The sequence below is a fragment of the Blautia pseudococcoides genome, assembly GCF_001689125.2.
Lineage (GTDB): Bacteria > Bacillota > Clostridia > Lachnospirales > Lachnospiraceae > Blautia > Blautia pseudococcoides.
Genome location: NZ_CP015405.2, coordinates 4,977,212 through 4,998,332, shown reverse-complemented (window position 1 = coordinate 4,998,332; position 21,121 = coordinate 4,977,212). Strand labels below are relative to the sequence as shown.

The 21,121-nt window shown below is 46.3% G+C and carries 21 protein-coding genes and 2 riboswitches; of the genes, 5 read left to right on the top strand and 16 right to left on the bottom strand.

Annotated elements, in window-relative coordinates:
* Position 1: 1 nt before the first annotated feature.
* Positions 2–1,687, bottom strand: coding sequence for a formate--tetrahydrofolate ligase (locus tag A4V09_RS23420; RefSeq protein ID WP_065544460.1), 1,686 nt, complete (start codon positions 1,685–1,687; stop codon positions 2–4).
* Between the two features lie 113 nt (positions 1,688–1,800).
* A riboswitch (ZMP/ZTP riboswitch) is annotated at positions 1,801–1,887 on the bottom strand.
* Positions 1,888–1,979: 92 nt separating this feature from the next.
* Positions 1,980–2,948, bottom strand: a complete 969-nt coding sequence (locus A4V09_RS23415; protein ID WP_065544459.1) for a carbohydrate kinase family protein — start codon at positions 2,946–2,948, stop codon at positions 1,980–1,982.
* A 259-nt stretch (positions 2,949–3,207) separates the two neighbouring features.
* Between A4V09_RS23415 and dltA the strand changes: the two genes are divergently transcribed.
* From dltA to dltD, 4 genes are all read left to right on the top strand, one after another.
* Positions 3,208–4,752 carry a D-alanine--poly(phosphoribitol) ligase subunit DltA gene (gene dltA / locus A4V09_RS23410; RefSeq protein ID WP_065544458.1) on the top strand — a complete coding sequence of 515 codons (1,545 nt, stop codon included), beginning with the start codon at positions 3,208–3,210 and terminating at the stop codon, positions 4,750–4,752.
* The gene (gene dltB, locus A4V09_RS23405; RefSeq protein WP_065544457.1) at positions 4,749–5,921 is read left to right on the top strand and encodes a D-alanyl-lipoteichoic acid biosynthesis protein DltB; all 1,173 of its coding nucleotides are present in this window, start codon (positions 4,749–4,751) and stop codon (positions 5,919–5,921) included. The genes dltA and dltB overlap by 4 nt, the downstream gene beginning before the upstream one ends.
* 79 nt (positions 5,922–6,000) lie before the next feature.
* Positions 6,001–6,231, top strand: a complete 231-nt coding sequence (dltC, locus tag A4V09_RS23400; RefSeq protein ID WP_065544456.1) for a D-alanine--poly(phosphoribitol) ligase subunit DltC — start codon at positions 6,001–6,003, stop codon at positions 6,229–6,231.
* A gap of 25 nt (positions 6,232–6,256) precedes the next feature.
* Positions 6,257–7,411 (top strand): D-alanyl-lipoteichoic acid biosynthesis protein DltD, encoded by a 1,155-nt coding sequence (gene dltD, locus A4V09_RS23395; protein ID WP_065544455.1) that lies wholly within the window; start codon positions 6,257–6,259, stop codon positions 7,409–7,411.
* Here dltD and A4V09_RS23390 read toward each other — a convergent pair.
* The 11 genes from A4V09_RS23390 to A4V09_RS23340 form a co-directional block, all read right to left on the bottom strand.
* Positions 7,374–7,601 carry a hypothetical protein gene (locus A4V09_RS23390; protein WP_065544454.1) on the bottom strand — a complete coding sequence of 76 codons (228 nt, stop codon included), beginning with the start codon at positions 7,599–7,601 and terminating at the stop codon, positions 7,374–7,376. The genes dltD and A4V09_RS23390 overlap by 38 nt on opposite strands.
* Before the next feature lie 727 nt (positions 7,602–8,328).
* Positions 8,329–9,030, bottom strand: a complete 702-nt coding sequence (locus A4V09_RS23385) for a response regulator (protein ID WP_065544453.1) — start codon at positions 9,028–9,030, stop codon at positions 8,329–8,331.
* Positions 9,023–11,602 carry an ATP-binding protein gene (locus A4V09_RS23380; protein WP_065544452.1) on the bottom strand — a complete coding sequence of 860 codons (2,580 nt, stop codon included), beginning with the start codon at positions 11,600–11,602 and terminating at the stop codon, positions 9,023–9,025. Before A4V09_RS23380 ends, A4V09_RS23385 begins: the two co-directional genes overlap by 8 nt.
* 99 nt (positions 11,603–11,701) lie before the next feature.
* The gene (locus tag A4V09_RS23375) at positions 11,702–12,352 is read right to left on the bottom strand and encodes a potassium channel family protein (protein ID WP_065544451.1); all 651 of its coding nucleotides are present in this window, start codon (positions 12,350–12,352) and stop codon (positions 11,702–11,704) included.
* A gap of 27 nt (positions 12,353–12,379) precedes the next feature.
* The gene (locus tag A4V09_RS23370; RefSeq protein WP_065544450.1) at positions 12,380–13,726 is read right to left on the bottom strand and encodes a TrkH family potassium uptake protein; all 1,347 of its coding nucleotides are present in this window, start codon (positions 13,724–13,726) and stop codon (positions 12,380–12,382) included.
* A gap of 207 nt (positions 13,727–13,933) precedes the next feature.
* Positions 13,934–15,091, bottom strand: coding sequence for a sporulation integral membrane protein YtvI (ytvI, locus tag A4V09_RS23365; RefSeq protein WP_065544449.1), 1,158 nt, complete (start codon positions 15,089–15,091; stop codon positions 13,934–13,936).
* A gap of 297 nt (positions 15,092–15,388) precedes the next feature.
* Entirely contained in the window at positions 15,389–16,000 is a 612-nt protein-coding gene (locus tag A4V09_RS23360; RefSeq protein WP_065544448.1) for an NUDIX hydrolase, read from the bottom strand.
* Between the two features lie 2 nt (positions 16,001–16,002).
* Positions 16,003–16,641, bottom strand: a complete 639-nt coding sequence (locus A4V09_RS23355) for an ECF transporter S component (protein ID WP_065544447.1) — start codon at positions 16,639–16,641, stop codon at positions 16,003–16,005.
* 149 nt (positions 16,642–16,790) lie between these two features.
* Positions 16,791–16,909: riboswitch (FMN riboswitch) on the bottom strand.
* A 244-nt stretch (positions 16,910–17,153) separates the two neighbouring features.
* Positions 17,154–17,756: a tyrosine-type recombinase/integrase gene (locus tag A4V09_RS23350; RefSeq protein ID WP_084043754.1), complete on the bottom strand. Its 603-nt coding sequence runs from the start codon at positions 17,754–17,756 to the stop codon at positions 17,154–17,156.
* A gap of 39 nt (positions 17,757–17,795) precedes the next feature.
* Entirely contained in the window at positions 17,796–18,533 is a 738-nt protein-coding gene (locus A4V09_RS23345; protein ID WP_065544446.1) for a CPBP family intramembrane glutamic endopeptidase, read from the bottom strand.
* Complete coding sequence (locus tag A4V09_RS23340) at positions 18,530–19,105, bottom strand: TetR/AcrR family transcriptional regulator (protein ID WP_065544445.1); 576 nt, start codon at positions 19,103–19,105, stop codon at positions 18,530–18,532. The genes A4V09_RS23345 and A4V09_RS23340 overlap by 4 nt, the downstream gene beginning before the upstream one ends.
* Before the next feature lie 200 nt (positions 19,106–19,305).
* Between A4V09_RS23340 and A4V09_RS25665 the strand changes: the two genes are divergently transcribed.
* A complete protein-coding gene (locus A4V09_RS25665) occupies positions 19,306–19,734 on the top strand; it encodes a helix-turn-helix transcriptional regulator (protein WP_330396474.1) in 429 nt (142 codons plus the stop codon).
* 189 nt (positions 19,735–19,923) lie between these two features.
* Here A4V09_RS25665 and A4V09_RS23330 read toward each other — a convergent pair whose 3' ends face one another.
* The 3 genes from A4V09_RS23330 to A4V09_RS25035 form a co-directional block, all read right to left on the bottom strand.
* Positions 19,924–20,220 (bottom strand): Txe/YoeB family addiction module toxin, encoded by a 297-nt coding sequence (locus A4V09_RS23330; RefSeq protein ID WP_065544444.1) that lies wholly within the window; start codon positions 20,218–20,220, stop codon positions 19,924–19,926.
* A complete protein-coding gene (locus A4V09_RS23325; RefSeq protein ID WP_065544443.1) occupies positions 20,221–20,472 on the bottom strand; it encodes a type II toxin-antitoxin system Phd/YefM family antitoxin in 252 nt (83 codons plus the stop codon).
* A 285-nt stretch (positions 20,473–20,757) separates the two neighbouring features.
* Complete coding sequence (locus A4V09_RS25035) at positions 20,758–20,973, bottom strand: GlsB/YeaQ/YmgE family stress response membrane protein (protein WP_065544442.1); 216 nt, start codon at positions 20,971–20,973, stop codon at positions 20,758–20,760.
* Positions 20,974–21,121 lie beyond the last annotated feature (148 nt).

The following is a 21,121-nucleotide window of genomic DNA, read 5'->3' as shown; positions in this document are numbered from 1 at the left end:
ATTAGAACAGACCGGAGATCTTTCCTGTCTCATCAACATCAATTCTCTCTGCAGCCGGAACTTTCGGCAGACCTGGCATGGTCATGATCTCACCGGTAAGAGCAACAATGAAGCCTGCACCTGCGGAAATCTTCAGGTTACGAACTGTTACTTCAAAGTCTTTCGGTGCGCCCAGTTTTGTCTGGTCATCTGTCAGGCTGTACTGTGTCTTAGCCACACAGATCGGGCAGTTTCCATATCCAAGAGCTTCCAGCTGAGCAGCCTGTTTCTGAGCATTTGCTGTCAGAACCGCTTTTTTGCCGCCGTAAATCTTCTGAACGATCTGGTTTAATTTGTCCTCAATGCTTCCTTCCAGCTCATAGGAGAATGTAAAGTCATTCTTCTCTTCCACAAGACGTACCACTTCTTTAGCCAGTGCAACGCCGCCTTCGCCGCCTTTTGCCCAAACTTCGGAAAGTGCAACATTTACGCCCAGTTCTTTACATTTTGATTCTACCAGGTCAAGCTCTGCCTTGGTATCTGTGGGGAATGCGTTGATCGCAACAACACACGGAAGTTTGTAAACGTTTGTGATATTGCTTACGTGTTTCAGTAAGTTCGGGAGACCTTTCTCCAGAGCTTCCAGATTCTCGTTATTTAAGTCTGCTTTCGGTACGCCGCCGTTGTATTTCAGGGCACGTACAGTCGCTACGATAACAACTGCGCTCGGTGTCAGGCCAGCCATACGGCACTTGATATCCAGGAATTTCTCTGCACCTAAGTCAGCGCCGAATCCGGCTTCTGTGATAGCATAGTCACCTAATTTCAGTGCCATCTTGGTAGCGATCACAGAGTTACATCCATGAGCGATATTAGCGAATGGTCCGCCGTGAACGATTGCAGGTACATGCTCCAGAGTCTGAACCAGGTTTGGTTTCAGGGCATCTTTCAGCAGTGCACACATAGCCCCTTCTGCATGTAAGTCATGGGCTGTAACTGGTTTCTGCTCGGAAACCTTGCCATATGTATAACCAACGATGATTCTTCCCAGTCTCTCCTTCAGGTCTGTAATGTCTTTTGCCAGACACAGAACAGCCATGATCTCGGAAGCAACTGTGATATCGTATCCGTCTTCCCTCGGACAGCCGTTAGTCTTTCCGCCAAGTCCATCAACTACAAAACGAAGCTGGCGGTCATTCATGTCCACGCATCTTCTCCAGGTAATCTTTCTTGGGTCAATGTTCAGGTCGTTGCCCTGATAAATGTGATTATCCAGCATTGCTGCCAGCAGATTGTTGGCTGCACCGATCGCATGGAAATCACCTGTGAAATGCAGGTTGATATCTTCCATTGGAACTACCTGTGCATATCCGCCGCCTGCGGCACCACCTTTTACACCGAATACCGGTCCCAGGGATGGTTCACGGAGCGCTACCATTACATTTTTTCCTAATTTCTGAAGGCCGTCAGCCAGACCTACTGTTGTTGTGGTCTTTCCTTCACCGGCAGGTGTCGGGTTGATAGCTGTAACCAGAACCAGTTTTCCGTTCGGTTTATCAGATTCTTTTAACAGATTGTAGTCAATTTTAGCTTTGTACTTACCGTACTGCTCCAGATATTTGTCATCAATACCTGCTTTTTCTGCAATCTTTGTAATTTGCTCCATTGTGCACTCCTGTGCGATTTCGATGTCTGATTTGAATCCCATGTTAATACCCTCCTTTTCATAGCAATAGCTTTGTCTTCTGCGTGCATGCCACCACGGTCTGTGTATGAACCTCTTTGAAAAAAAAGGGCAACATTTGTCAATTACACAATTACAAACGTTGCCCAGACGGTCGGCTCTCACTTACATTTTGACTTCACTGTGGTGCTCCACATTGTAATCCGTCAGAAATCAAAACTATTATTTTGTTATGTCTATAATTTATCACAATTTCCGATTACTGTCAATGCTGTATTATATTAAAGATTCACAACAATATTTCGACAATTTTACTCTATTTTCCAGCGATAAACGCCAATACCTCTTCTTTTTTAGGCATAACGCGGAGGGCGCCCTTCTTTGTAGTGATAAGAGAGGATGCACCATTGGAGAATTCCAGCATTTCATAGAGCTGTTTCTCTGTAAGGCCTTCTATTCCGTGCTCCAGCACATAATTCAGCGCACATGCGCCGAAGGTATCGCCTGCCCCTGTCGTCTCAATTGTATTCTCCTGTAAAAACGGCGCATGGAATACTTCTCTGCCCTCATGGAACGCAGTGCTGCCCTCTTTTCCCATTGTTACATTCATCAGCTTCAGATTGGGATACTGAGCAAGCAGTATACGCGCGCCTTCTTTCACATCCTTGGTCCCGGTCATGAATTCCAGCTCTTCCTCTGAGATTTTCAGCAGATCACATTTTGAGAGGCCGTAGGCGATCTGTTCTTTTGCAAGCTCCATGCTGCTCCACAGAGGAGGACGCAGGTTGGGGTCAAAAGAGATGAGAAGCCCGGCTTCTTTTGCAACATCAATGGCTTTGGCAGTGGCTTTGCGCACCCCTTCATGGGTCATGGACAGTGTTCCGAAGTGGAATGCCCTGGCTGATTTTATGTACGCTTCATCTATCTGCTCAATATTCAGCATCATATCCGCACCGGGATTTCTGTAAAACGCAAAGTCCCTGTCCCCGTCCTCAAACGTATGGACAAATGCCAGTGTTGTGTGGACTTCCTGGTTTTCATACAGATGGCTGGTGTCAATACCCAGGCTGTTCAGTGTACTTCTCAGAGATGTGCCGAACTGGTCCTTTCCCACAACTCCCAGAAAAGATGTGGTTTTTCCAAGGTTATTCAGCATAGCCAGCACATTACACGGCGCCCCGCCCGGATTTGCCTCGAAGATGGGATTTCCCTGTCCGCTCACACCGTTCTCCGTAAAGTCGATCAAAAGCTCGCCCAGTGCGATAACATCAAAATTCTTATTCATATATGTTCTCCTTGTCCGTTTTATTCTACTGTGAATTATATTCGTTTTGCCTGCTTTACGCAAGTACCGCGGCATAATTATTCATAAAAAATACATTGGATGTAGAATTTTTGTCACTGCGCAGCTATAGACAGTCTTTTGATTCTTAATGAATCGAAAGGTTTTCTTTAGAATTTCTTTTAAATTGAGCCTGCAATTTCTTTTAAATTTTATGATGTAATGAAAAGGTAAGAAAAATGTCGAAACTGAGGTGATTTTTATGAATATATTGAACCAAATATCTGAGTATGCCTCCATTTGCCCGGAAAGAACAGCCATCTGCTGTGACGGCTTGTCTGTTACTTACGGGGAGCTGGAGTTATATTCTTCCCGCCTGGCCTGCCATCTTGAGCAGCTATGCGGTCAGAACCGTTCTCCCATCGCAGTGTACGGGCACAAACATCCCCTGATGCTTGTATCCTTCCTGGCATGTGTGAGATCGGGCCGGGCCTACTGCCCCATTGACACCTCCGTGCCGGATTCCCGTGCGGAAATGATCCTGGACGCCCTTGATTCACCTGTCTTTTTATCCCTCTCCCCCCTACGGGCTGAATGCAGGGATAAACGCCCCCTTTCCCTGGAGGACATTGATATTATCGTGCATACAGATTTGTCCTGTATGAATGGCTGCCTGGAAAACAGCAGACTAAAGCCGGTTTCCGGGGATGATATTTTCTATATAATATTTACTTCCGGAAGCACCGGTACCCCAAAAGGAGTTACCATCACGGAAACCAATTTAAGTAATTTTCTGGACTGGTCCATCACCCTTGGAACTCCGACCAATGCCAAAAAGGGAAAGGTGTTTCTGAATCAGGCTCCCTTCTCCTTTGATTTGTCTGTTATGGATCTGTACACCTGTCTGGCAGTGGGCGGAACGCTTTGGTGTCTGACAAAAGATGTACAGAAGGATTACCAGAGACTGCTGGATTCCCTGAAACGCTCCGGGGCCTCCATTATGGTTTCCACTCCGTCCTTTGCGGATGTGTGCCTGTCAGACCCTGCTTTTGCCCAGGCCAGCCTGCCCGACCTTGGTCTGTTTTTGTTCTGCGGGGAAACCCTTACGAACCGGACAGCCCGAAAGCTCCTGGAACGCTTTCCTGCTGCAAAAGTCATGAATACATACGGCCCCACCGAATCTACCGTGGCGGTCACCCAGGTGGAGATAACCCCGGAACTGGCAGCCAGTCCATCTCCTCTCCCTGTGGGCAGGGCAAAACCTGGGACCCTGCTGCAGGTCTGCGGTCCGGACGGCAGTGTACTCCCGGAAAGGGAAAAAGGGGAAATAATGATCATAGGCGATACGGTGAGCCCCGGCTACTATCAGAATCCCACACAGACCAAGAGCCGCTTCTTCCCGTATACCAATAAGGGCATCATCATGCCGGCATACCGCACAGGTGACAAAGGGTATCTGAAAGACGGAATGCTCTATTACTGCGGACGCATAGACCTGCAGATCAAGCTGCACGGATACAGAATTGAGCTGGAGGATATTGAAAATAATCTTCTCCGCCTCCCCCAGATAGAAAAAGCCGCTGTACTCCCAAACACGAGGGACGGGCGTGTCAAAAGCATCAGTGCCTATCTGGTCTGCCCCGGCATGACGGCGCCGGAGCGCAATTACGCAGAAACTTTAAAAGAGGGACTGCGCACATTCCTTCCGGAATACATGATACCTAAGAAACTCGTATTCATGGACTGTCTTCCCATGACCGGAAACGGAAAAGTTGACAGAAAAGCGCTGGGAGACCTGGTTCTTTGAGTTTTTATGAAGGGCTCTCCTTCTTTGTCTGCCTTTTTCTCTTCCTGATCCCCGCCGTCATTCTGGGCATCATGGAAAAAAAGATGGGCCACTACACCCTGGCCGTCTCCCTTGTGTTTATCGTCCTGGTTTTCGGCCACAGTCCCAGACAGTTCCTCTACCTGCTTTTGTTTTACGCATGGTCTTACCTGGTGGTACGCGTCTATGCGGCTGTCCGCAGAAAAAACGGCAGGAATGAAAAACAGTATTATCTGTTTCTGGCAGCCATGCTGCTGCCGCTTATATTATGTAAACTATCGCCCCTGTTTCACATGAACATTTTCGGATTCACGGGCATTTCCTATATGAGTTTCCGCAGTATTCAGATGGTCATAGAGATATATGACGGAATCATTGAGGAGGTTCCCCTCCTGGAATTTTCAGGATTCCTTCTTTTCTTTCCCTCCATCAGCTCCGGACCCATTGACCGGAGCCGGCGTTTTCACGATGACTGGGAGCGCACCATACCAAGGGCGGAATACCTGGAAATGCTGGGGGAAGGCATTTTTAAACTTCTGCTGGGCCTGGTCTACAAACTGGCGCTGGGCACTCAGCTCTACACACTGCTCACCATATGTGAACAGTCCATGGGGCAGCGCGGCGCCCCATGGTATTTTGCCGCAGGGTATGCCTGGCTGTACGGTTTCTACCTGTTCTTTGATTTTGCAGGATATTCCCTTATGGCAGTAGGAACCGCTTACATTCTGGGCGTAAGACTGCCTGACAACTTCCGGGCGCCTTTCAAAAGCCTGGATATAAAAGAATTCTGGGACCGCTGGCACATAACCCTGTCCCACTGGTTCCGTGATTTCCTCTTCACCCGCTTCATTATGAAATGCTCAAAGAAGAAATGGTTCTCAACCCGCCTGAACAGAGCCTGCGCCGGATTTATTGTCAATATGGGGGTCATGGGATTATGGCACGGCGTCACTCCCTCCTACATCCTCTACGGCCTCTACCACGGCATCCTGCTGTCAGCAACAGAGATCTACCAGAAAAAATCAGGCTTCTACAAAAAATACAAAAACCAAAAACTATACAAAGCAGTCTCCTGGCTGCTTACCATAAACCTGGTGATATTCGGCTTCTTTATCTTCTCCGGAAAATTCCTGGAGCTCTTAACCGCCTGATATCCGGCAGCGGCACCTATGCGCAGCAAACACGCTGCCCGGTGGCCATCAATTATACTTAAAAAAGGAGAAATGAAAAATGGAAGAAAAAATTTTAGATTTATTAGCAGAAATCTGTGAGGATGACATTGTAAAAGAAGACCTAAAAACCGAACTTTTCCAATCCGGTCTTCTGGACTCTCTGGGATTTGCCGAACTCCTAGCCGGCCTTGAGGAGGAATGCAGCGTTGTCATCGCCCCCTCAGAAGTCACCAGAGAGGAGATGGATACCCCGGAAAAAATTCTGGCTCTCGTGAAATCCAAATGCTGACCCAGGAAAGGCAGGCGCAAGAAACATGAAAAGACTGACTGCATTTTTCACGGCTTTCGTACTATTCCTTGTCACTGCGGCAGGCATTCATCTGACTGTCCGTGACAAGAAGATCCCGGACTCCCATACATTTTCCACATGGGCCAATGAGACCAAAACACGATCCCGTGAAACCATAAAACAAAACCTGAACTCCCACAGCCTTCTGGTATTCGGTTCCTCCGAGTTCATGCATGGACAGGACACCCCCTACCACCCCTCATCCATGTTCGCTGACAGTGACTTTCAGCCCATGCTCATAGGTGCGGGCTATTACCAGTCCCTGAGCCATGCCATTGCCCTCAGCGCTTTAGGGGAGGGGCAGAAAAAAGCCGTTCTGTTCCTGTCCCCACAATGGTTCAGAAAACCCGGTGTCCTGCCCCAGGCCTTTGCATCCCGTTTCTCAGAAAATGACTACATGGGTATGCTGCAAAATGAGGCCCTTTCAAAAGAGACAAAACAATACATCATAGACCGCACCCACACCCTTCTGAAAGACGACCCCAAAACCCAGAACCGTCTGACCACCTACGAACGTGTATGGAACACCAAGACTGCAACAAGCCAGGACACACTCATAGCCAACGCCTGGCAGAGCTTCCTGAACGAGAAAGAAAAAATAACGGTTCCCCTTCTCTTTGACCTAACCGCCAAAAAGCCAGGCCCACCCGCCGGCAATCTTTCCATCAACTGGACCAAATGGCTTTCCAAAGCCGAAGAAGACGGTGCCCGCTATCAGGAGAACCAATTCTACATAGATGACAAAAACTACAAAAAACTAAAACCGCGCCTTTCCAAAAAGAAAGACTGCAACAAAAAAGCCATCCACGGCTACGGTTCCTCCCCGGAGTACGACGACCTCCGCTGTTTCCTGAATGTCTGCCGTGACATGGACATCAAGCCATTACTTGTAGTCCTCCCTGTAAACGGCTACTACTACGACTACACCGGCTTCCCCCAGACCGCCAGAGAAACCTACTACTCCAACATCCAAAGCCTGGCCGAAACCTACAACGCCCAGCTTGCCGATTTCTCAGCCGACGAATACACCAAATACTTCTTTGAAGACCAAGTCCACATCGGACGGAAAGGATGGGTACTGATCAATGAAAGCCTTTACAACTTTTATAAAGAGCCTTAAAAATAGTCCCAAAACCCGCTTCCTCCTCCAAGTCCTCTCCTTCTACGCCCTCCTTATGCTCCTCTACCTCTACTTCATGACCGCCAACCTCTCCACCGCTCCCCCCTTCCTCTACTCCCAATTCTGAAGCCGCCCCGCGGCTTCTTTTTCTCTCCTCCTTCCTCGCCCCTCCAACATCCCACGCCCTCACTTCCCCTGACCCTCCAGCGCCACGCCCTCACTTCCCCTGACCCTCCAGCGCCACGCCCTCTCACTTCCCCTGACCCTCCAGCGCCACGCCCTCACTTCCCCTGACCCTCCAGCGCCACGCCCTCACTTCCCCTGACCCTCCAGCGCCACGCCCTCACTTCCCCTGACCCTCCAGCGCCACGCCCTCACTTCCCCTGACCCTCCAGCGCCACGCCCTCACTTCCCCTGACCCTCCAGCGCCACGCCCTCACTTCCCCTGACCCTCCAGCGCCACGCCCTCACTTCCCCTGACCCTCCAGCGCCACGCCCTCACTTCCCCTGACCCTCCAGCGCCACGCCCTCACTTCCCCTGACCCTCCAGCGCCACGCCCTCACTTCCCCTGACCCTCCAGCGCCACGCCCTCACTTCCCCTGACCCTCCAGCGCCACGCCCTCACTTCCCCACCAACACCTGAATCCCATTAAAAACACCGTGGCCGGCAGTCTTCTCCCGGTACTGCGTTGCGCAGGGCTTTTAGGAAGTCTTAATGCGAAACAGCCAAAGATTGGCAGATAAAATTGGGTTCACAAAACCCAATTTTAAGCGGTGCTGAGATGTAAAATCATCGGATTTTACATCGATTCGCCGCGGTTCTGTCAATCTTTGGCTGTTTCGCATTTAGACTTCCTTAAAGCCTGAAGCCGCAGTACCGGGAGAAGACTGCCGGCCACGGTGTTTTTAATGAACACTACTCCCTCTTAATCATCCGATACCCAATCCCAATATGCGTCTGAATATACCGAGGCTCCGAAGGCTCCTCCTCAATCTTCTTCCTAAGCGTCGCCATAAACACCCGCAGGGAAGGCACATCACTCTGCATCACATTCCCCCACACCTCATTCAGTATAAAATTATGTGTCAGCACCCTTCCCACATTCTTAGCCAAAAGACACAGCAGCTTATACTCAATAGGCGTCAAATGGATCTCCTCATCCCTGATAAATGCACATCCCGAAGCATAATCAATCTTCAAATCCCCATTCTCAAAAACAGCGTTATCCTCCACACCCCCGCTGCTCTGATACATGGCCCTGCGGAGACTTGCCCGCAGCCTTGCCAGCAGTTCCTCCACACTGAATGGCTTTGTCAGATAATCATCTGCCCCCGCGTCCAGGGCGTTTACCTTATCCGCATCCTCACTTCTGGCACTCACTACAATAATAGGCACATTAGACCAGGATCTCACCTTTTTGATCAGATCCACACCATCCATATCCGGCAGCCCCAAATCCAGTATGATGACATCCGGCCTCTGAGACACAGCCTCCATCAGGGCCTGCGCCCCGTTTTTCGCCATGTGGTACCTGTATTCCTGCATATCCAGTGTGGTTGCCATCAGGTTTCTGACTGCTTTATCATCCTCCACAATAAGTATCAATGGTTTATTCATGTATCACAACCTCCTCTGCCGGCAATGTGAAATAAAAAACACTTCCCCGGGGCCGGTTATCCCTTACCCCGATTTCTCCGCCGTGTGCATTTATAATAGATTTACAGAGGGCAAGTCCCAGGCCCAGCCCGCGCCTGCCGTCCCCCTTCTGGTTCTCCGCTGTATAAAACATCTGAAACAGTTTATCTTTCTCTTCATCCGCCACACCTTTTCCATTGTCTGCGATTTCCGTCCACACAAATCCATCCTTTTGAAACACGTGGACCTTGATCTTGGACCCGGGCGGCGTATATTTAATGGCATTATCAATCATGTTAATAAACACCTGCACGATCAGTCTGGTATCCATCTTTGCCATCAAAAATTCATTATCCTGCTTCACAGTGATCCTGTGTTCTCCGCTTTTTCTGTCCAGATGGTGCATGGCCTCGTTGATCACATCATCCAAAAGTTCCGTCTGTCGTTTCAGATTCATGGCGCCGTTCTCAATTCTGGTGACCGAAAGCAGATTTTCTACCAGATTGATCAGCCAGATGGCATCATCATAAATATCCCCATAAATTTTATGCCTCTGCGCTTCCTCCATCTGGGCACCGCCGTTGAGAAGCACACTGGCATTTCCGGAAATACCTGTCAGCGGCGTGCGCAGGTCATGGGATATGGCACGAAGCAGATTTGCCCGCAGACGTTCCTGCCTGGCATTCATCTCCATCTCTTTTTTCTCCTCATCCAGCCTCTGCTTTTCAAGTGCCAGAGCACATTCATTCAGCATGGCAAGGAGCAGGCTTCTCTCAAAGGCAGTGAGTTCCTCGGCTCCCATAACGATCCCTGCCACTGCCAGCGCTTCTTTTCTGCCCCTGACAGCCAGATACAGGCATTTTGCCCCGGGCAGCGTATCTGTTGTGGCACCGGCATGTTTATTGTTCTGGTATACCCAGGATACCACTTCCAGTTCTTTCTCATTGATATACTGCTCTGCATCCCTCATCTCCCGGTTATCCGTCCGCGGCACCAGACTGCCCGCTTCATCCGGCATATAGAAAATGACCATACGGCCCAGCATTTTCTCCATCTGCACCATAGTCTCTGAGATGATCTGTGAAACATCCCTGGCTTTCTGCAGCTTCTGGCTGGTTTCCAGCAGAATTTCCGTGCGGTAAGCCTTCTCCGCGGCCTGGTGTGCCTGTTCCTTCACCCTGGTGGTCAGGGTGGAGATGAGGAATGCCACAAGGAACATAATAGTAAACGTAACGGGATATTCCGGCCCATAAGCTTTCAGGGAATACCTGGGAAGCGTGAAGAAAAAATTAAAGGTAAATACACTGATAAAAGAACTTACCAGACTATACGCCTTACTCTCTGTCCACATAGCAGTGAACACCACTCCCAAAATATACAGCATGATAATATTGACCTCTGAAATCCCATGGCTGTACATCCAGCTTCCGATGCCTGTTGAGGCAATCAGCACTCCCACTGTTTTCAGGCTGTCTTTCAATGTAAATCCTGTGCTGCTGTGCCTGATCCTGAATCCCGCTGTCCCCGTATTTCCCTCCATGGAGGGAATGATGTAAATATCAGGATTAGAGCCCAGAGCTGTAAGCCTGTCGGCGAAGCTGACTCTGGAAAATGAAAGACCTCCCATCCATTTTGTCCGGCCCAGTACGATTTTTGACACCCCGGCCATTCTGGCATATTCCGCGATCTGCTGAACCACATCATCCCCATACATGGTAATGACCCTGGCCCCCAGTTTTTCAGCCAGCTCCATATTTTCCCTCAAAATCTTCTTATCATCATCCGGCAGATTTTTATCGTGGGATGTCTGTACATACAGGGCCGTAAAAGCACCGTGAAAGGCATCTGCCATACGTGCAGCCGTTCTGATCACCCTGCCGTTGGAGGGGGATGGCGATATTCCTGTAAGGATATGTTCTCCCGGATAAGAGGTTTCCCGTACCGCCTCCCCTTTCTCGGCGATCTTATTGATCCGGTCCGCCATTCTTCTAAGTGCCATCTCCCGCAGGGCAGTGAGAACGCCCGAGTCAGCCACATTATTTCCAAGACGTTCCCGCACTTTTTCCGGCTCCGCATCCACGAATTCCACCCGGTCGGCCTGGTCAAACACTTTATCCGGAACCCGCTCCCCTGCGGGCCTGCCAGTCAGAGAGGATATCACATCCGAAAGGCTCTCGATCTGCTGTACATTCAGGGTTGTATATACATCTATCCCTGCCCAAAGTAGTTCTTCTATATCCTGATAACGCTTTCTGTGCCTGGAGCCGGGCACATTGCCATGGGCAAGCCTGTCAATGACTAAAAGCTGCGGCTTTCTTCTGATCGCACTGTCTATATCAAACTCAGGAGACAGCTTCCCCTGGTAATTATGGAAAACAGGTGCAAGCCTTTCCATTTCCTCCCGCAGTTCCCATTCCAGGGGAATACAGCCAATCACCACATCGCAGCCCTCTTCTTTTCTTTTCCCTGCATCCCGCAGCATCTGCACTGTTTTTCCGGTACCTTCCGCATAGCTGAAAAATATTTTCAGTATGCCGCCTCTATCCAAATCCATTGATGCTCCCCTTTCTGTGCTGCTTACATCACTCCCGGTAAAATATGCGGTTATCTGACGGAAGTTAATAGGTTTATTATAGCTGGCAAAGAGCGCCGGCTATCTCGCCTTTGCCAGCGCTCTTACATCTTTGTAATGTCCCATTATGATCAGGGTTTCACTCCCCCGGAAAACATATTCCGGGCGGGGCAGAGGGTAGATTTCCTCCTGTTCCTTGACTGCCAGGATACTGATATGATATTTATTCCGCACTCCTTTTTCCACAATAGATTTTCCTACCCACGGTACCGGCACAGGGATTTCATAGATGGAATAATCAGGCGTAAGTTCAATATAATCAAAAATATTTTCCGTGCCGAATTTTACGGCCAGCCGTTCTGCCATCTCTCTTTCGGGATAGACTACCTTATCCGCCCCGTTTCTGAGAAGGAATTTTGCATGTACATCCCTGTTGGCCCTTGACAGGACAAAGGGTGCGCCATAGTCCTTGAGAAGCGCTGTGGTTTCCAGGGAACTCTGAAAATTATCTCCAATCGCCACCACACACAGATCAAAATTCCCCACCCCCAGAGAAGCAATAAAATGCTCATTGGTGGTATCCCCAATCTGCGCATTAGTCACCAAATCAAGCGCGTCATTGACACGCTCCTCATTTATGTCAACCGCAAGGACTTCATTTCCCTCTTCAATCAATTTAGCGGCCATATGTCGCCCAAAGCGGCCCAGTCCCACAACAAGAACCGATTTCATATTTTACTTTTCCTCCTTTAATAGGCCTCAGCCTACAGATACTTTTTCCATTGGCAGTTTTGACGGTATACACGCGATCCTGTTGCCGAAAGCGATGAGTATAGTAATACCTCCAACTCTTCCGATAAACATGAGCAGGATCAAAACGATATGTGACACAGTGCCAAGCTGGGCTGTGATTCCAAGGGACAGTCCCACCGTTCCGATCGCGGACGCGGCCTCGAACAGCGCATCCTGGATCATGACTCCGTCTGCAGAGGATATCAGAACCGTTCCCACAAGGATCAAAAGTCCGTACAGCATGGTCACACAGCTTGCGTGCCGCAGGGCATTTTCCTCCATTCTCCGGCGGAAGCACTCAATATCCTTTCGTTTCCTGAATTCCGACCAGATACTCAAGATCATAATAAACATGGTAGTTGTCTTGATCCCTCCTGCAGTGGAGCCTGGGGAACCACCGATAAACATCAGCCCCACCATGAGGATTTTGCTGCACCCGGTAAGGGTTGTCAGATCCACGGTGTTGAAGCCTGCCGTTCTGGGCGTTACAGCCTGGAAAAACGCACATAATACCTGTTCGCCAAAACTACGCCCCTCCATGGAGGGTTTCCCCAGTTCAAAGAAAAACATAAGGACAGCTCCGCTGAAAATCAGAATGGTTGTTGCCATAAGCACCACCTTGGTATGGAGCTTATAATTTTTATAGTGCCATTTATGTTCCCTGATATCTGACCAGACAAGAAATCCCAGTCCTCCTACTATTATAAGAAGCATAATGGTAATACTGACCAGCGGACTTCCCGAAGCGGTCATCAGAGAAGAACCAGGTTCAAAATTCCCCATCAGATCTATTCCCGCATTACAGAACGCCGAGATAGAATGAAATACGGAAAAATATATGCCTTTTCCAAGTCCAAGCCTGGGAACAAAATAAAAGCTCAGCAAAATGGCTCCGATCCCCTCGAATAATACCGTTCCGCCGAACACAAACTTTGCCATACGCACGATCCCGCCCACCTGAGGTGCAGCCACGGATTCCTGCATCAGAAGCCTCTGCGACAAACCAATCTTTCTTTTTGTAATAGTAAGCGCGGAAATGGCAATTGTCATAAATCCAATGCCGCCTATCTGTATCAACAATAAGATAACCCCCTGGCCGAATGAGGACCAGAATGTATAGGTGTCATGCAGAACCAGTCCTGTGACACATGTTGCTGATGTGGCAGTGAACCAGGCATCCATAAACGGAACCGCAGTCATCTGCCTGCTGGACACAGGCAGCATCAGCAGAAGCGTACCTGTGGTGATCACCGCCAAATATCCAAAAACTATGAGTTTCGTTGTGGTCCAGTGATGTTTCTTTATTCCTGACATAAGAGTTTTCCACCCTTTTTATTCTCTTTATGTGTTGTTCTGTAACGTAACTATTCCATATCTTCACAGTGACAGGCCTGCTGAGTAGTTATCCTGTAACTACATATTCTAAATTCTTTTATATTAAAACGGCGTAAAGCTATATCAAGGACACATTAAGATAGCATAAAGATTTATTTGCTCTTTATGCTATCTTGTCCTGTTCTCTTATTCTTTATTCTCTAGCTGTTCGTCGTCCCTGGTATTGCGGTAAAAACATTCCAGAAGGTCCTCCAGCGCTTCCTTTAGGGACTGAAGAGGCTTGTCAAACATTCCGGATTTATAAAAATTGATCGCAACAGCACCAATGGGTACTGCAAGTATCATGCCTATCACACTGCTGATACGGTATCCTGTATACATAAAAATCAAAGTAAGCAGCGGGTCCATGCCAATGGAATCCCCTACCATCTTGGGCTCTATGATCCTTCGCAGCAGTTGTGTGACCAAATACAGAATGATAAGCCCAACCGCAAACTTTGTATCACCGGACAGCAGTTTAAAAACAGCCCATGGAATAAGCGCAGTACCGGTTCCGAAGAACGGCAGCATATCCAAAAAAGAAATGAGAAACGCCACCAGAACAGCAAAGCTCACCTGCAGAAACAGAAGTCCCACGCAGAGTATAGCCCAAATGATCGCCATGATCTTAAACTGTGCCTTAAAATACCCGCCGAAAACTTTCTTGAAGCTGTCTGAGAGCACCTTCCATTTTTCCTGTATGATCTGCGGCGTGTTATTCCGCCCAAACTCCAGGATCCCATCCCTGTCCGCAATGAAGAAATACGCTGACAATATGGTGAAAATAATGGAGATCAGAACACTCGGAAGATGCTTTGCCAGGTCTCCCGCATAGCCCACAGTCCACTCGCTCATATTACCCACCATTTTTCCGATCCGTTCTCCCAGATCATCCTGTATATTGTTGATAGAAGTCTGTACATTTTCCGGAAGCTGTTTCATGAATTTATTCAGGTTATGTTCCACCTCACGGAAATCCTCCCGGAAACCGCCGTAAATATCCGGTGCCTGGTTGATCAGATCACTGGTCTGCTCCACTGCTTTTGCGCCAATAAAATAACCGGCTCCGATTATGGCTGCCAGAACTGCTATAATGATCAGCATGGACGTATGCTTTCTGGCTATCTTCATCTTACGCTCCACCATACGCACCAGCGGACTTGCTATCATGGCAATGATCCAGCCGATGACAAATGGCATAAAAAATCTGAGGAATTTGATTCCCAAAACAATGAACAATATAACACCTAAAATGGTAAACAACGCCGCCAGAATACCTTTTACATACTTTTTCCACTTCTTCATATCTAAATATCTCCCATGCCTGCCTGTTTTGACTGCTGTCATTGCAATCTGACAGTAGCCGGGGCAGATCTTGCCTGCACCGGCTACTTTAAGTATACTCTCATCCGCAGGGGATACAATGCATATCCCGTTAATTTTTTATGAAAAATTTGCGAACTATATCTGGTTGTTATTTTTTATGATCCGCATTCCGGATTTTGAATCTGATGCAGCCTGACAGTTACCTCTAACATAAAATCAAGCATCTCTGAACATGAAATATTTCATTCGTAAAAGAAAAAGTGTCTGTTTATCCTGTCAGATTTTCTTGAGAAAAGCAAAGGGTTCCTCATCATGCAGAAAATGCATCAGCATATATGCTGTCATGATGGCCGCCTTCTCTTCCCTCAGGATCCTCCTGACTTCTTCCCTGTCCGCCAGCACGATCTCCAATTCCTCAGAGTCCTCCAGCCCGTCCCCGGAAACCTGGCCGGAAGTATAGCCATATACCGTGGCGCAGGATTCATCAGTCATGCCAATGGTTGTGAAGTAAGGCTTTTCGTACGCCTGATCCACATCAATGGGGGACAGCTCAAGTCCGGTTTCCTCTTTCATTTCTCTGATCCCGGCCTCTTTGTAATCCTCACCAGGCTCTACCAGGCCTGCCGGAAACTCATAGATATAACTGTCAATGGCATAGCGGTACTGACGCACCAGCACCACCCTGTCCTTTTTCTCTCCGTAAAGGCTGTAAATGATCACACCATCCGGGGTGTTTCTCTTTGTCCTGATCTTCAGTTCATGTTCTGTCTTTGCCCTGGACGCCACGTAGTAATGGCCTTTTCTGCCTGTCTTACTCTCCACGTCCAGGTGGTAGAGATTCACATGGGGATTCTCTGTAAGCGGCGTTACTTTTTTTATTTCCGGCATTTTTATTCTCCTCGCAGTAATACTCTGATCCTTTTATAAATAAGCAGTGTGACGGCAGATATGATACACCCTTTCACCAGATTAAAAGGGGCCACTGCCAGCACTACAAAGGTAAACAGGTTGTTGATCGCGGGATGGATGGATGTGCCCATCTGAATAAATGCGCTTACCGGCATGCCAAATGCTGCCCCATATGCGGGAAGCAGGATAAATGCATTTACCACGCAGCCTACAACAGCCATTGAGATTGTTCCTATCACCATTCCGATCACGGCAAACTTTTTATTTCTGCGGTATTTATAGAAAAATGCTGCCGGAACAATGAAAGAACATCCAATCAGGAAATTGGCGATCTCACCTACCCCCGCTGTGGCGGAGCCATGGATAACTGCATACAGCAGCACCTTTAAAAGCTCAATCATAATACCAGCCACCGGCCCCATAGCAAACGCCCCTACCAGTACCGATACTTCTGAGAAGTCCATCTGATAAAACGGCGGTGCGATCACCGGGATAGGAAACTCGATCATCATCAATACGGTAGCCACTGCCCCAAGCATAGCTACCTGTGCCAGTGTCCTGATCTTAGAACGATTCTGCGCCCCTGCAGGCCTTTTGTTTACAATTGCGTCATTACTCATTTTCATTCTCTCCTTTTTATGATGGTTTCATAAAAGGAAATTCTTCTTTTCTGTCATTGATGTGCAGATTCCATCCTGGTGTCCTTGCATTGGACCAACGAGAAAATGCCCTGAAATCAGGGCATTGATGAATTCTGTATTATGACATACATTTTCTTCTCTCATCCAGACTTTAACTGTCGGTACCGGAATCACACCGGTTCAGCCATTTACATGGGTCGCGGACTCTACCGCCGGTAGGGAGTTACACCCTGCCCCGAAGAATTTTCTTTTATTCTATTGGGAATTATAGCGCATTTGACTATATTTTTCAAGGGTTTTTGTGGATGTATATATAAAACTTTATATGATTTTTGATTATCTCTTTAGAAGTTCTTATATGCCGGCATATCCTGTATTTACAGGCATTTCCGGCATTTTTCGTATCGGAAGATACTCACATATACTCTTATATCTGCTTAGGTTTTTGCTTTCGGAAGTAGTAATTTGAGTAGTAAAACTGGATTTTACTACTAAGCAACTAACCGCAGCATTTCCGCTTTTGCACTGTCGAAAGTAGCGTGTGCGTAATAGTTCAGCGTCATGGTTATGTTGGAATGTCCCATAATGTACTGTAATGCTTTCGGATTCATTCCGGCATTTGCCATAGTGGTGCAGAACGTATGACGTAAGGTGTGCGGGGTCACTGTCTTTGGTAGGGCTTCCTTATGGTGCTTGTTGTACTTCTTCACAAGCCCCCGGAACATGGTATCATAATTGACTGCCGTTTCCGGGCAGCCGTCCCGGTTAAGAAAAAGGAAACTGCTGTACCCTCCAATGATAAGTGGCTTCGCGTTCCTGCGTCGTGTCTGTACCCGCTTCAATGCTTCAAATACCTTTGCGCTCATGGGGATTTGACGAATACCGCTTTTTGTTTTCGGTGTTTCAATATAGTAACCTGTTTCCTTAATTCTCAAAAGTTGGTGGTCTACATTGATTATCCTGTTCTCAAAGTCAAGGTCGGTATCGGTCAGCCCGCAAAGCTCGGAAATTCTTAATTCTGTATCTTCTCTATTTTTTAACCTTGTTTTATTTCCACAGATGGGACATAAAATCCAATTTTCTTTCTTATTCATCACTTATCCTCACTTATAATTCACATGGAACACTTAAATTTAATTGACTATGGCTATAATAAATGAAATTGTTGAGAATAAATTACATAAGATATGAGAAACCATGCAAAAATATATATTCTTTTTCCGATAACTGATATACGCCATAGGTAAAAATACAAAAATACGAAAAATATTATGAAACGGAAGCCAAAAATGATATAACGAAAAAATAATGGTTATAATTACTGGTGTCCATTTTTCATATTCATTGTTATGTGCTGTTAAATATCCACGAAAGAAAAATTCTTCTGTAATTGGACCAGCAAAAACATTGAATATAAAATACACTGCACAAGTAGCTAAAATAATATTTTTAGGAAAACTCTTTATGTATTCTATATTACTCCAATCAAAACCAATAGGCAAAAACAACAATAACTTTTCACGAAACGTCAACAGTAGCGCGTTCTCAAGTGGCTGAATTGTAAACGAAAATATTCCTGCTATGCCAAATAATACGAATGCAATAAAGAATATATGTTGTATAGACTGTTTCTCTTGTCCAGTCAGTGCAACCTTAATTGAATATCTGCCATAGTTTTTTTTACTCTGCCGTAACATTAGGAACCATTCAGCAGGTAATAAAAACAATCCCCCTAATATACAGAATATCAAAATAGTCGGTAGTTGTGGTAATAGTGTTCCGATTATAAGATATAGAGTAGTGAATATCCCTGTTATAACAAAAACCATTGCTATTGTTTTCTTCAGTCCTATCTGTGTTGCGCTTTTCATAATAAATTCCCTTCTTTCATCAGATACATTGCTCCCAAATAAGCATTAGACAAAGTTTTTATACAATATGTCTTATCATATATCATTGTATTGTTAGCAAGTAGACTGGCTATTCCATGTGTTACCAAGTAAATTTGAGAAAAGATACTATATGCTTGTTTTATATCTACCTCTGCTTGTATTTTCAAAACAGAAAATACGGCACCCAGATTTTCTTCTGTAAGCCAATCAGAAAGATTTCCACTTGTATAGTAATTTGAATGAAATAGAAATCGAAAAAGATTTTTTTCTTCTACGGCAAATTGAATATATCTCATTCCCATTTCTAACGTAGGTCTTTCATAGTTACCACTTAAATCTGTCACATAACTAATGTGAAATTCTCTTCCTTTTTTATGGGCTGCAATTCGGACATCTTCAATTCTTTCAAAATAATATAAGATAGGCTGTGTTGAACAGCTAAGTTTTTTTGAAACAGTCCTTGCATTTATATTTTCTGCGCCCTCCTGTCTTGCAATTTCAAGTGCTGCATCTATAATCATTTCTCTTGTAATTTTTGCCTTTGGTGGCATTTATCACACCCCCCTCCTTTATTATAATTATCGTTATATAACAACAATTATAATAAAGGAGGGGTCTACTTGTCAATACTGCTTAATGTATGGTTTGCATTGAAAAATGGTAATATGCTTTATTCCGGTCAATACTATGATATGTGTAATCATATCTCGCAAAGGAGATGAACAGTAAAATGTAGTTGGGTGAAATGACTATGAAGCAGAGTAAAGAAAAGTTTGATTTTAAGGCTTTTGGGCAAGCCATTAAAGCAGCAAGGAAAGCAAAGGGAATATCGCGCAATCAGTTAGCGGACACGCTGAACATTGCGCCGCGCTATATCGCGTCCATTGAAAAAAGCGGGCAGCACCCGAGTTTACAGATTTTGTATGAGCTTGTAACCTTGCTTGATGTATCGGTAGACCAGTTCTTTTTCCCGGAACGGAAATCAAGGCTTTTTCTGCCCCTACTGCGTAACATGAGGGCAAAAAATAGCGGCGTTCCTGTTACCCGGTTGGGAGTAAGAAACGCCGCCTGTGCGGTGTTATATTTCATTATTCATGCCGACGTGCCGCGCCTTTTGGTCGCGGTGGCTTTGGGGTTTACTCGCAAGATAGGTCAGGCATATCAAGGCGCAATCCGTTAAAAGTAGTAAATCGGTAGTAAATTCAATCTCAAATCCTGCGAACGTGCCTGTATTTCAAGGGTTTTTTGAGGTAATCAACATTTTTCTACAGAATAGTTCGGCCATCACATATATACCTATAGCAGTGGCAGCAGGATGTGGAAAAACACCAGTCAAGGAATAATATGTTCTCCTAACTGGTGTCTTTCATTATCTCATGCCATCGTAATGTGACCACATACGAATTATTTTAATTGTGCCCTGATACTCAACATTATCAATCTCAACTGCTTCAGCATAAATCTGGTATACAAGTCTCTGTTGAATATTAATCCTTCTTGAATAAAAACCTTGTAGGTTTCCTACCAGTCCTTCATATGGTGGTGGGCTTTGAAAAGGATCCTCCCGGATAATTTCTATCAGTTCCTTTGCCTTTTTATCTAGTTTTGCTGATTTAAGTTTTTTGATATCCTTCACAGCCTGTTTTTCATATACGATTCTATACATCTACCAGTCTACCTCATCCTCTGACAAACATTCCTCAATAGGTGTGTTTCCACCAGTAACAATAGATTCCGCCATTCCTGGTATGGAAATAAGGTATAATGTTTCTTGTATAGCATTCCAGTCATCCTCGGATAATAGAACTGCATTTTTTCCTCTGTTATTAGTGATCGTTATAGGTTCACTAGTCGTATTAACATCTGTAATAAGCTGATATAAGGATTCTCTTGCTTTCGTTGCATTTATTGCAGTCATGGTATCATCTCCTTTTCTATATTATACCGTACGTTTTTGCGTACGTCAAGACATGTTTTGAATATGGCAGCATTCGGCTTCTTCCGCCATATCTTTATCCACTTGGAATGAATTTGCTGTCAGGGCGATGATAGGGATTTTTGCTGCATAGGGTGGCGTATGGCTCTGGCTGCTGAGAATCACATCACGGTACGGCAAACTATGCGACATAAAATTGACCGCGCAGATTCCGGAGTCTTATAAAAAAGAGAGCCGGAGGAATTTACTCCCCCGGCTTCGCTGTTTTCACAAATGCTCTGTATCTGTCCAACTCCATTTCCACCGGCAGCACGGCCGCCTGCAGCAAAACCCTTGTGGCTGACCGGCGAAGATAACGGCACTGCCCACAAAGGAGCCAGCGATTCCGGTGATGATCGTTCTAATGAAGCCTCCTTTTTTCACGTCCATGATCCTCCCGGCTATCCAGCCGGATATTATACCTATCACTAATGATGTAAGCATTTTTTCCTCCTATTATTAGAACTCTTATGGAATATCTGTTCCATAGCTGAATTTCTCCTGCTATCAAAATTATCCGTAACAATAATATCATTGTACCATTATCATAAAAATATTTCACCAGTATCTTCCTGATTTCTACACAAAATCC